Source organism: Chrysosporum bergii ANA360D (assembly GCF_029891735.1).
Taxonomy (GTDB): Bacteria; Cyanobacteriota; Cyanobacteriia; order Cyanobacteriales; family Nostocaceae; genus Umezakia; species Umezakia bergii.
Genome location: NZ_JANQDH010000063.1, coordinates 1 through 12,211, shown reverse-complemented (window position 1 = coordinate 12,211; position 12,211 = coordinate 1). Strand labels below are relative to the sequence as shown.

At 38.6% G+C, this 12,211-nt stretch carries 13 protein-coding genes and 1 pseudogene; all 14 read right to left on the bottom strand.

The genetic code is table 11. From position 1 onward, the window contains the following. Positions 1 to 4 precede the first annotated feature (4 nt). A complete protein-coding gene (locus tag NWP17_RS09850; RefSeq protein ID WP_280654737.1) occupies positions 5 to 505 on the bottom strand; it encodes a ribonuclease toxin HepT-like protein in 501 nt (166 codons plus the stop codon). Next, entirely contained in the window at positions 487 to 837 is a 351-nt protein-coding gene (locus NWP17_RS09845; RefSeq protein WP_280654736.1) for a nucleotidyltransferase family protein, read from the bottom strand. Before NWP17_RS09845 ends, NWP17_RS09850 begins: the two co-directional genes overlap by 19 nt. A gap of 105 nt (positions 838 to 942) precedes the next feature. Beyond that, positions 943 to 1,599 carry a class I SAM-dependent methyltransferase gene (locus NWP17_RS09840; RefSeq protein ID WP_280654735.1) on the bottom strand — a complete coding sequence of 219 codons (657 nt, stop codon included), beginning with the start codon at positions 1,597 to 1,599 and terminating at the stop codon, positions 943 to 945. 165 nt (positions 1,600 to 1,764) lie between these two features. Beyond that, entirely contained in the window at positions 1,765 to 2,940 is a 1,176-nt protein-coding gene (locus tag NWP17_RS09835; RefSeq protein WP_280654734.1) for a glycosyltransferase, read from the bottom strand. A gap of 26 nt (positions 2,941 to 2,966) precedes the next feature. After that, positions 2,967 to 4,325 carry an O-antigen ligase family protein gene (locus NWP17_RS09830; protein WP_280654733.1) on the bottom strand — a complete coding sequence of 453 codons (1,359 nt, stop codon included), beginning with the start codon at positions 4,323 to 4,325 and terminating at the stop codon, positions 2,967 to 2,969. Between the two features lie 24 nt (positions 4,326 to 4,349). Beyond that, on the bottom strand, positions 4,350 to 5,363 hold the full coding sequence (locus NWP17_RS09825; protein ID WP_280654732.1) for a glycosyltransferase family 4 protein: 1,014 nt from the start codon (positions 5,361 to 5,363) through the stop codon (positions 4,350 to 4,352). Between the two features lie 239 nt (positions 5,364 to 5,602). Further along, positions 5,603 to 6,556, bottom strand: coding sequence for a hypothetical protein (locus tag NWP17_RS09820; RefSeq protein ID WP_280654731.1), 954 nt, complete (start codon positions 6,554 to 6,556; stop codon positions 5,603 to 5,605). Positions 6,557 to 6,601: 45 nt separating this feature from the next. Beyond that, complete coding sequence (locus NWP17_RS09815) at positions 6,602 to 7,240, bottom strand: class I SAM-dependent methyltransferase (RefSeq protein WP_280654730.1); 639 nt, start codon at positions 7,238 to 7,240, stop codon at positions 6,602 to 6,604. A gap of 370 nt (positions 7,241 to 7,610) precedes the next feature. Further along, a complete protein-coding gene (locus NWP17_RS09810; protein WP_280654729.1) occupies positions 7,611 to 8,738 on the bottom strand; it encodes a glycosyltransferase family 4 protein in 1,128 nt (375 codons plus the stop codon). Between the two features lie 25 nt (positions 8,739 to 8,763). Then, complete coding sequence (locus NWP17_RS09805; protein WP_280654728.1) at positions 8,764 to 9,441, bottom strand: FkbM family methyltransferase; 678 nt, start codon at positions 9,439 to 9,441, stop codon at positions 8,764 to 8,766. A gap of 36 nt (positions 9,442 to 9,477) precedes the next feature. Further along, on the bottom strand, positions 9,478 to 10,170 hold the full coding sequence (locus NWP17_RS09800; protein WP_280654727.1) for a putative nucleotide-diphospho-sugar transferase: 693 nt from the start codon (positions 10,168 to 10,170) through the stop codon (positions 9,478 to 9,480). Positions 10,171 to 10,234: 64 nt separating this feature from the next. Further along, a complete protein-coding gene (locus NWP17_RS09795) occupies positions 10,235 to 10,840 on the bottom strand; it encodes a class I SAM-dependent methyltransferase (RefSeq protein WP_280654726.1) in 606 nt (201 codons plus the stop codon). Beyond that, positions 10,830 to 11,801, bottom strand: a complete 972-nt coding sequence (locus NWP17_RS09790; RefSeq protein ID WP_280654725.1) for a hypothetical protein — start codon at positions 11,799 to 11,801, stop codon at positions 10,830 to 10,832. The genes NWP17_RS09795 and NWP17_RS09790 overlap by 11 nt, the downstream gene beginning before the upstream one ends. 147 nt (positions 11,802 to 11,948) lie before the next feature. After that, a pseudogene (locus NWP17_RS09785) lies at positions 11,949 to 12,211 on the bottom strand (hypothetical protein); the annotation flags it as partial.

The window sequence follows — 12,211 nt, the reverse complement described above, 5'->3', positions numbered from 1 at the left end:
ATGTCTAAAGCCAGTAGCTCTGCTCGCCGTTGATATTTCGGTCAGATATGATCTGTAAAAATTCCCCAAAATCCCGATCTAATAATGGCTTAACTTCAACAGCCTTATTCAAGTTACTTGTAAGCTGCCAAAAATCTAATGGTATACCGTACGCATGACGAAAGAAATGCCGAAAGGCTCGCAGAGCATTGAGTAGATCGTAGGTTTCTGTGGAAAGCAAAGCAGGACGCACTCCTTGAACTGGCTGCATCATTCGCTTTAGTAGTAAACTGTGCCACTGGGCGGCATCAGATACATTATTTTCAAAATAGTTGGCTACAATCTTCAGCAGTTCTTCCACAGCCCCATAAAAGTTATGCAGTTGATAAGCAGAACTTTCCATTTTCTCAAGATTTTCTGGGGAAATGTTTTGCGATCGCTGTAATAGCATAGCAAACACCCGGTCAATTGTGACGCGCTGGGCTGCTATGTCTGCCCCTAGCATGGCTAACTCTCTTGTATCCATGGTATACCTTGCTGACGAATGCGGTGGGCAAATGGGCATTTGCATAATTCCACTAAGTCCACTGGCCGTTCAACCGCCTCTGACAATTGTGCCATTGCTGTAAAAAACTGCTCCCGATCAACACTTTCAACTGCTACATCCACATCTGAACGTTGGGTAAAATGATGGGGACGGGTGACTGAGCCAAAGATATAAGCTTGATTAATGCCATATTGCTTACCTTTGGTATTTAACCACAGGAATACTTGTTCTAGGGTTGCTAGTCTTTGCTGTTCATTGCGGTGACGACGAGTAGCCAGGGCTTGGTCTAAAAGGGGGGTGGGATAGGACATATGGCTCCAGTTTGGTTGACACTCCCTCTGGCGGGGGGAGTGTCAAGCTTTAATATCCCTATTTTAAAACATTTTTTAAAACATTATTCCGGTGGCTAATCACGGTTAGCCAGGCTGGGTGGAAGTAGCACAACATAACATTGATTTCCAAAGATATGGTAGTCGTCCGGCGAATTGAAATTTTATATCTGTATAGCCTTCTAATTGTAATAAATTAGTCATTGTTGCTACAGAGAAAAATTTGATATGTCCGCCATCCCAGAGCGCCGTAAAGTGTTGATCCATTTTGCCAGAAAGAGCAAGTATGATATTTTTGATGTAGCCATGATAAGGGGTAGTCAGTATTAAACTTCCATTAGGTTTGAGGTATTTTTTAGCATTGATCACTAATTGTTTGGGAAAAAATAAATGTTCAATTACTTCGGCAGCGATCACAATATCAAAGTTTTCTCCTATTTCTCCATAGGGTAGATTGTAGATGCTACCTTGGATAAACCTACAATTTGGAAAAGCATCTCTAGCTAATTTTACTCCTGATTCCGATTCTTCAACTCCCACCACTTCATAACCACACTGAGCAATTAAATTACTCAAACTGCCATTACCGCAACCAATATCTAAAATGCGCGCTTTTGGCTTATTTTCAACCACAGGAGCCGACTCGGATATCATCTTTATCAGATGAGGAATAATATAAGCATGATGGTGTATTTTGTTACTGTCTTGGTATAAATATTGATATTTATTATTTGTTGTGTCCATTTTTTTGTGTTAGCTTAGTAAGCTTATAGTGAATTTTCGGGAAGTGCAGTACATCCTTGGCGGTACTGTATTAAGCAGCGAGCAAGACTTGTACTGAGAGCAGCCATAGTATGCTAGCACTACAAGACGATCATTTATATTTGTATCTCACCTGTTTAAGAAATGCTATTTAAGAAATGCTATATCTTGATAAAGTGCTACCATTTTATCCCCAATAGTATCCCAAGTATAATTATTCAGGATAAATTGCCGGGCGCGATCGCCTGTGGCTTTAGCTTCTTGGGGATGATTTAAACAGTGTTCTATAGTCTTGGCAATTTCTAAAACATCTAGTTGGGGAACGTAAACCACTTGATTTTCTTCAATCATGGAGGCTAAAGCTACACCAGGAGTAACAATAGTTGTTAAACCTGCGGCCATAGCTTCTAGTACCACCACGCCAAAACTTTCTGAATGAGAAGTGAGAATAAAGATATCTGAGCCTTGTAGTAATATATCTTTCATTTCACCTGTGACAAATCCAGGGCGATGGGTGCAATGGTCTAGGTTGTGACTTGTTAATAGTTGACTAATTTGGGCTTCGTATTCTGGCGAACCATTGCCTGCTAAAATGAAAGTTAATTTTGGCTTTTTTACTCGGCTCAAAGCAGGAATTAGATAATCTAAGCCTTTAACTAAATGCAAGCGAGATAAAAATAAGATAATTTTTTCCTCCGGAGATATATTAAACATCTCCTGTATTTTTTGACGAGAATTGGGTATAGGAGGACTAATTTCTAAGCCTAGTGGTATAACAACAGGTGGAACTCCTAAATTTAAAGGTTCAATTTCTTTAATTTCCTTTGTAGAAGTCAATAATGTAATACTACTATGTTGAAGGTTACTACGTTCTATCAATGATAAATATATCTTTTTTTTCCACTTACTCTGCTGTAAAGACCACTCACATAGTAAACCATGGGGTTGATTAATATATGGTACTTGCTTTAGTCGAGCAATAGTCATGGACACAGTGGCAGCATAAGAGAATAAAGCATGAACGTGGACTAAATCATAATCAGTAATATGTTGCCATAACCATGTTGTTAATGGCCAAGAAAAGGCAAATTCACGTAGGGGAGTGATGGAGGGTGAAAACCTAGGGAAAAAATAAGTAGGAATTCGATAATACTCAATTTTTCGGCATAGTGGCACATCAAGTACATCATCACCATTGTCATTAGTGGTTAATAGTTCTACATTAACTTGCTTTGTTTGTAAAACTTGTAGCATTTCTAAAACGGCTTGGCTGGCTCCTCCACGGAGAGGACCCACAGAAGGAGTAACATGAAGAATTTTCATGATAGGGATGAAAACATATTTATCATTTACATTTGCACATCATTGGTCTGCAAGTTGCTGTAATTTTGGTAATACTGGGATTTGAAATACTCATATTCTTGCTGTACAACTTCAATGATATAGTTGCCGAGGATAAGATATAAAAAAACTGCCATAACAGAAAACGTCAGATTACCCAAAAGATAAGCCTCGGAAATACCGCCCACCAGCAGAGAAAGCAATCCAGCCATGACCACACTGCACTTTAAATAATAGTCTGGTCTGATTTTAGATATTCTGTCTAACTTGATAATCATGTCTAGAGTACTCCAAGCAAACATGAACATGGGTAGTCCACCAATTATACCAAGTGATCCTAGAGCGCCCAGCCATGAACTTTCACCAAAGCGCAGGCGATCGCCTTGAAAAGGAGCGCCAAATATAGGATAATCTAGAAACATTTGCCAGTAACCACCCCAAACGCCAGCACGGGTGTTGGTGTCTTTGGAAAAACTACCGATGGACTCTATATCTGTGGGACTGAGGTAAGGTAAAAAAAGTGCAGCTAGTACAGCAAAAATCAGTGCTATTTGCAAGAACTGACCCCCCCGGTAGCGAAAGAAAATCAAGATGGACACAACAGCCATAATTGCACCAGTACGAGAAGCAGTCATGAGCAAGCCAAATACTGCTAAAGCTAAAAATCCTGCCCATATCAATCTCAGTAATCTATTTTCCTGGTCTTGAAATGCTAAAAAAAACAAGCAGGGTATAACGCCAGTAATTACAAGCGCCGCCATTTGAGGATTACCAGTGGTTCCTAAAAACCAGCCATGAATAAAAGTAATAGGATATGGATCAATTGATGCTTGATAAATGTTGGCAATGCCAAATATTACGCCCACCATAGCCATTGCCCATACTCCCAGTTGAAAGTTATGCTCATTTTGCAGCCATCGAGAAGGTCCTAGAATCAAACTAAAAACTACTGCCCCAAAAGTAACAGCAGTCAAAAAAGCAAGTCCTATATCCCCATAAACTAATATCTTGACAAAAATTGTTAATTGAACCAGAATAATATATATAATGGGCTGGGGTACAAGTTTTTTACGCCAAATATTTCTGGACTTTAAGGCAATAATAATTAGCAGCAGTAATAAAACTATTGTTAGCGATCGCCCCTGTTGACATATTTGTTCTAAGGGAAAAACCAGGGACGGCGGTTCTTTGATAAATTCATTGCTAAATTTACCGAGGGATGCGGCAAAGCCCAGCACTGCTATAACCAACCAACCCAAGCGGGGGCGGTTTTGATTAGCTTGCACAACCACAAATAACCCAGTAATTATTACTATAAAACCGAATGGAGTAGTAATAAAATCTACTAGCTGAATGATAAAACTCATAACTGTGTTTAGTTACTGAAAATTTTACAAATTTTGTAGGATATTTAACCAGTTTTCTGCCCATATTTCCGCTGCATAGGGTTGTACCAGGTATTGGGCGCGTTTGCCCCAGGTGGGTAAGTCAAGATAATGGTTATGTATTCTCAGTAAAGCTTGGGTTAAGGCATGAGAATCATTAGGGGGAATAGTTATACCATTGTATCCAGAACGTATCACCTCTACTGAAGAACCACATACCTGAGTGCAGACAACAGGTAAACCAGCAGCAGCAGCTTCCACTAGTGCTAATGGCCAGGGGTCAAAGCGACTGGGTAATAAAAAAGAGCCGGCATTTAGCCAGACATCTTTCATTTCCCTCGGTTGCACAAAACCTCGGTTATCAATACCTGGTTGTGATTGTAGATGAAATTCTAATTCACCTTGACCACAACAAATTAAATTCCAAGGGTCTGGAACTTGTCGGCGATATTGTTGATAGGCATCTGTTAACACATCTATGCCTTTAGTATGGTTATACCTTCCTACAAATAAAAATGAACGTGGCCAGGATGACAGGTTTCGCTGTTGCCACAAAGGCGACCAAGTGTGATAATCTATGCCATATAGTCCCAAGGAAATGTTTTCTAAGGGTATTCCTAACCGTCGAGCATACTGCCAACTGCGATCGCCTGTGACTACAACATGAGCCATGCGACCTAAATAAGGGCGTAGTAGCAACGGTGCTAAATATTGCCGCCAATGTCCCCACCAGGGGGTATCCATACCCATGATGAATTTAATATGCTGTAGTTGAGATGAGAAAGCTAGTTGGCGATAGGGTGAATGAAACCAACCAGAGATAACCACCACATCGGGGTTTTGTTCACTGACTAACTGCTCTATTAATTGTGGTTGATTCCTGGCCTGTAAATCTAGCAGTCGGTGGGGAATTCCCTGCATTAACTCATCAGCAAAAGCTGTTTCAGTCCGGGCTTGGAAGGCAATCACAAATAGTTGTATTTTAGGTAGGGCTTGCAATGCTCGCCAGCAAGCTGTCATGTACCCCGATATATCAGACCAGCAGAAAACCACTTTGGGCATAATCTTAAAGTTATGGCTATTAGTTAGAGGGTGTTATACAAAGTCTTTAATCGTGATGTTAGATACAGATAGACCCCCAATCCTCGCCATGGGCGGATCATTTCCTCAAAGTGCCCGTTTTTAAGGTGCATTTGGGGGATAGACAAGTTTTTTATACATCTAGCGGTACTTTTCAAACATCATAAATGATTAGGCTTTTAGCCTTTGAGCAACATCCTTAGTCCAATCAACAGTTTTTCTTTCCAGTTGGCATTTTCTACATTTTGCCATTTAAGTTGACTCACTTTCTGTTCGGCAAAGTTATCAATTATTTTTTCATAAATTGGTTCAATCCAACGCTTACCAGGTCCGGCGAAATGAACAACCGCAGCATCTCTAATCAAAAATTCAATATTTTCTAATTCCGAAATACTTTTATTCCTGCGGAAATATGTTGTTTTATTTAATTTAATTTCATCGGGTGTTCTTTTATTTAAACCACTAATTACACAAGCGTCCCTACCCTCAAAAATTCCTTTTTCTTGTATTCTAGCTGCTAAGATTGCCCAACAAGTTTGTTCTAACCACCATATATTTTTGGACATTATAAGATAATTATGACATATATACTCAAGATAATCTAAATCAATGATATTGGGATTGAAATACACAAAACCAGAGTTGAGTCCATTTACAATTGGATATCTTAATGGAACCTGCCAACTTCCACCATATCCAGGAACATCGTCTATACAAAATAACAGAGAAGGAGGATCATTTGGTAGAATAAATCTTTTTTTAAACAAAACATCTGAATCAACGTAGAGGATTTTTTCCCTAAAAAAAACAGAGGTATCAATAATTTTCTTGAATAAATTAGATTTTTTCCGCATTTCCCTGATAACAGGATAATTGCTTAAAACTGAATTAACTGCCTCATTAACATCTGTATCCGGTGTGACTATAAATCCCATAGAAACTAATTTCTCTTGGCTTCCCATAGTTAAACTTCCATCATTTAAGATATAGATGGGGTATGATAATTTCGCTAAATTCCATGTTTCTGCACATAGAGAGAACCATTTTCTGTTGACAAAATATTCCCCTAATAAAGTAACCATTATAGTGGGTTGATTATCACCTAATTTTTCACTATCTGCTCTCAATTCCATATTTTATCAATTCTAGGTTTAGGTAAAAAAAAAAAAAATACATCATTACTTTTGACATTGAATGCCTAGTTCTAAAGTCCACCGTTCTGGATCTTCAACATCACTAAATAAATCAATGCCAGAATCACCAAATTTAGCCCGGCGAATGTTTTGAAAACCCGCTGTGCTTAATTCCATGGACAGGGAATTGTAATCATACATCCACAGATGTGTATTACCTGCTAACCATTCTTTAATAAAACTCAGGATATCTCTTTGCCGATGCTCTTTACCCAACCAAGTAATTCTCATAAATTCATGAGCCGCCTCAGCAGTGGTAGAATTAAGATATGTTTTGGCCATTACTTCTAAATCTGGCACTACCAGGCGAAAAATACCACCTGGCTGGAGATGTTTATAACAATTGGCTAAGGCATAACCTAATTCCTCTAAACTCATGTGTTCTAGTACATGAGAGCAGTACATTAGTTCTACACTGTTGTGGGGAATTGGTAAACCCTTAACAATGTCGCCATACTTAACGTTTGTTGGATAGCGCCCAAAAGGTCCGGAGGGAACTAAGTTACCGATAACAGGTAATCTTTGCAGGCGCATGGCTGGACTAGCATCAAAATTCAACCACCGGGGAGGAGCGCACAGTCCACAACCAAACTGAGTAAAACGAGCTGCTGTGGTTGATGACATATATCTTACCTATCAAAACATAGTGGGAGCGTGAGAAACCCCACGCTAAAGCCTAGGGGATGAAACGCGGCTCAACAGGATTTATCCTGTGGTATGCTTAACAAAAGGCGATGGGTATTCTAAAAGCATTTTTGTGGAGTTAAAATAAAAAAAGCATCCACAAATTGGTGAAAAACCCATAACATACCAACTCAAGTAGTCACACATCTAAGTATAATCTTAGTCAAGGTGAGTAGGGGAGCTTTGACACTCCCAAGGCAATATTATTTAATAAATCATATCGTAAACGTTGCGTAGCGTGTCTGATGACCGGGTAGCAACATCAGTTTAGAATCCCCTGTGTTTCAACCAGGCGAGATGTCAAATTGTGTTAAATATATTCATAAAATGCCTTTTGCACAAGATCAACACAGCGCGACCAAGTGTAATATTGGGCGTGTTCTTGTCCCCGTTGGCTATAATCTTGCCGCAGGTGGTAGTTTTGCTCAAGTTGAATCAGGATATCAACTAATGTGGCTGTATCTTCTGGTTCTACCACAATACCTGCTGTTCCTACTACCTCTGGTAGTGAAGCCCGGTTGCTGACTATTGGGGGAATACCCGCAGCCATGGCTTCTATTGCAGGAATACCAAAGCCTTCATAATGGGAAAGAAACAATAAGGAAGAAGCACAGCGCATCAGCCGGGGCAAATCATGATCTGGTACTATTCCTAATAGGTGTAGATTTGGCAACTCTTCAGCTGCTGTTATGTATTCTGGTTCTGAGTCTCCAGCGATGACAATTTGTAGTTCTTTTTGCTGTTGCTGCAATTCTCTCGCTACTCCTAGGATATAGTTTGCCCCTTTTCTCAGTCGCAGTCCCCCAATAATGAAAGTATAAGGCTGGGGAACAGGACGAGGTAAGGTGGCTGGGTCAACTGTGGCCATGTCAAAGAAACATTGGTCAACCCCGTTACCCACAACTACAATTTTCTGGGGATCTGCACCCAAAAGTTTAATCATTCTCTGTTTAGAAAATTCTGAGACTGTAAATACAATGCGACAGTCAGACAATACCCGGTGAACCCACCCAGACCATTTCCACCGAAACAGTTTGTGTTCCCAGGTATGAGACCAGGGTAAATTAGTTTCAAATGCTTGGATATCGTGTAAAGTAATGGCAAGTGGGCATTTAGAAACAGGTATGTAGGTTTCCATGGGGGCATAGAGCCAATCAGTTCCGTCGGCAATGTATCGGTTAATGTTCGGAAAACTAAAGCTTTTCCAGCAGCGTTCTGTGATATTTTCTGGGGTTGAAAAGGTTACATATGGCAGTTCTCTTAAAGGGGATGTGAGTTTGAGCTTATTGTCTGGCTGTAACCACTGACGAGCAAAGATGAGCTTTAAGTCAATGTTTTTTTGTTGATTTAAGCCCAGGAGTATCTGATTAATATGCCTACCTATTCCTGAACAGGGTAAGTAAGTGCGGATGGGGTGGATATAGGAGATAATGTTCATGTCAAGATATAGCTATAAATTTAAATCAATTAGCTGATGACTTATTAAATATAGCTAATGTATCACCTCTATATTTATACACTGAATAATCATATCTTCCAAGCCAAGAATCAGCTTGTTCTTTTTCTGATTCGGTCAAGTGTGTGTGTTCATATAAAATTAATTTCGGTTTATACTTTTCTAAGTCAATTTGGCTAAGAACTTGAAAATCAAATCCTTCCACATCAATATGAACTAAGTGAATTCTTCCAACATTGTGTTTGTCTAAAACTGCTTGCAAAGGACAGCAGTCAACTTCTGTTTCTACAATATAAGGAATTATTTGCTCACCCAGGTGTTTAATTATATGATTAATATTAAAAGACCCCAGTTGATCATATGTATTTGGCAATTCGCTAAATGATTTTTGACGAGCATCTTCAGGTAAATAGTAGAATTTTTTTCTCTCTGCGGTTAATCCTATGGCAAGATTTTCAAAAATTAACCTATTTTTAGAGTTATAAACATTTTTATAGTTTTCCTGAAGACGCTTAAAACAGAAGTCAACAGGTTCTATGAATATACCAGAATAGTTTTTGTTTTCCACGATAAGATTATGAATTGGGTCACCTGTAATACCATCATTAGAACCAACTTGTATAAAAAATACTTCAGGGTAATTTTTAAAAGTTTCTTGAATTCTTGCTTGTATATTTGTTATCACACTTGGTTTAATAAAGGCTATGTGACCTGCTTTTTTCTAAAAATCATATTCTTGTGCATAAAATTTTGACAGTCGCTTTAGTAAAAAATAACGTGATCCTCCTTCGGAGAGTCTCAACCATAATGCTTGCCATAAACTTACAGTTTGTTCTTGGGAACGAGGTTTTTTATGCCAAGTACCTCGACCATGCCAAACATATTCTTTTGTATTTTCCTCTAAAACTGTATTGTAGTTATAATTCCATTGAGGGCTGATAATCTGTACTATTTGTGATTTCTTGGCTAAGTTAATAACATGACCATTTTCGTATAGACATCTATCACTTTTGGGTAACATAAAACCAGGTACATCTGCTCTCAAAAAAAGCTTTTCAAAAAACTTAATTGATTGGTTATTATTCACCACCATAATAACACCAGAATTAAAATTACCAGAAGATTCTACGCTCATATAGATATATTTATCGGCACAAAAAACCGATTCAATGGCAGGAGTATAACTACGAATTAAAGCATCAGCATCAATAAAAAAAACAGATTTATATCCTTGTTTCAAGGCTTGTAGCATCAGCGCCACTTTTAACCATGCTGAATTAGTTCCAGATATGCCATTGGGGGGAGATTTTGTAAAAGCTATATACTTATAGCCCATTTTTTTTGCATAGTTACGGTGGCTATCTAAACAATCTTGAAATATCTGATCATAACCATTGGTAGCTATAGTGAACATAAACGTCTCCTGCATAAAATATCCTCGGATTTAGTGTTGGTTTTTAATAAGTTTTAATAAATTTTTAATATTTTCGGATGATTGTCAGTGTGTCTACTGATTCAACAAATTGAAATCGTTGATCCTTTAAAATCACCCCTTGAGTAAAGATTTCTGAACCAACATTAGGCTGTTGACAATTAACACTATCATGTAAGGCGACTATGCCCCCAGATGTAATTTTATCACTCCAAGCTTCCCAATCTCCTCTTATTCTTTCATAAGAATGGTCACCATCTATGAATAAGAAATCTACAGGTAAATATGGTTTAACCCGTTCATCATCTGGAGCGAATTTACCAAGATTTTCTATCCAGACCACTTTACCTTGTTTCACTTTATTAACTTCTTGATGAGCAATTCTTCTAATCCACCCAAAACCAAGTAAACCAAATAAATTTCTGGGGTATGGATCTACAGCTAAAATTGTTCCTTGTTTATCCATTACACTTCTGAATTTCTTGGTATTTACTCCTTCAAATACACCAATTTCAGCTAGTATCCTTTTGCCAGATGCATATTTCTGTAAACACTCTTGTTCGCGTTTAGATGTGTGAGTATATGCAGCAGAGATGCCTAATTTATATTTTAAGTAATGACGTAAATTTACAGGATAGTAGTTAAGATTCATGTGTGATACCATGGTACATTAAGTTAATATTTTTGTTAGAAATTATACTTTTCATTAAAAAGTTAGGAATGAGGAATATTAACCATAGGATATAGTGCATCTGCAAGATGAAGTGTTTGTTGTATTTGATACAAAACATAAGTAATAATTTTCTTTGTGGTAATAAATCTTGCCATTGATAACCAGCCCAGTGGACTAAAATTACTTGCTTTTTATGATCTAACCCTCCATAATCCCATAAATAATATTTACCATGTCGTTGATAAATTTGTCCAGTTTGCCTAGCCCAAGCATTTTGACAAATCCCTCCCATCACTTCCGCAAAGTGACCATAAACCACTGGCTTCATATCGCAGCAGTAATTAATAAAAGCCTGGTCTGTGTTGCGGGGATTAAGTTGATCACGAATTTTTAAAGCAGCCCCCCCCAGGGTTTCCAACTCTTCTAGAGAAAATAGCCCTTTTCTAGAAGCCCACAGACCGGAAAGGAAACCCCTACCCCGCCCTTGTCTCAATAGTTGTTGGCGGAATTCTCCGGGTTGGTAGACTTGGTTAATGGCGCAGTCATAATGTAGAAAGTCAAAATTAAATTGATCTAGGGCTGTAATTAATGGGGTGAGATTAGCTAAAACTACTTGACGCGCATCTAAATACATAAAGCGGTCTAGTTCTCCCCAAAAAGCCGCATAGCGTCTAAACCAGTAGGGTCCTGTGGGAGTATGTCCTAATTCAAAGGCTTTGCCAATGGCTTCTAAGGAAGAAAATGAGGCATCATCATTATATAATTCAAAGTTATATTTTTCTTGCAGTTGCAGCAAGCGATCGCACTGGTGGTTAAAAGGAATTAAAATCAGTGGTAAATCTGGGTTAAAGGTGCGGTAACTGTTGAGAAATGCTATTGTCCAATTATAAACTTTATCATTGGCAGAAAAGTACACACCGATATTTTGGGCTGGAGACATAAGTTATGGCGTTTCCTAAATACGTGAAATACAGATATCAATGACAGAAATCTTGTAGTGCGAGCATACTATGGGTACGCCACGCTAGCTATCGACTATACTTAGACTACCCTCAGTACAAGTCTTGCTCGCTACGGATATACCTCTCTATTCTCCATATTCTTGTAAAAAAGCGCTAAAATCCATCAAGGCTGCTCTGGTTTCTCTTGTGGGTTGCAGTTGATGTTGTATTTGGAGAATAATCCATCTATTTTGGATTCTAGCTCGGCTAACCGCGCGTTCTCTCTCCTCAGCCGCTCGGTTTCTTTCTTCACTTGCTCGGTTTCTTTCTTCAGCTCGTTCATTCTCAGCTCGTGCTGCGTCTGCAATTCTTCTTCTCTCTTCCTCGCTTCTTCTTCTCTCTTCCTCGC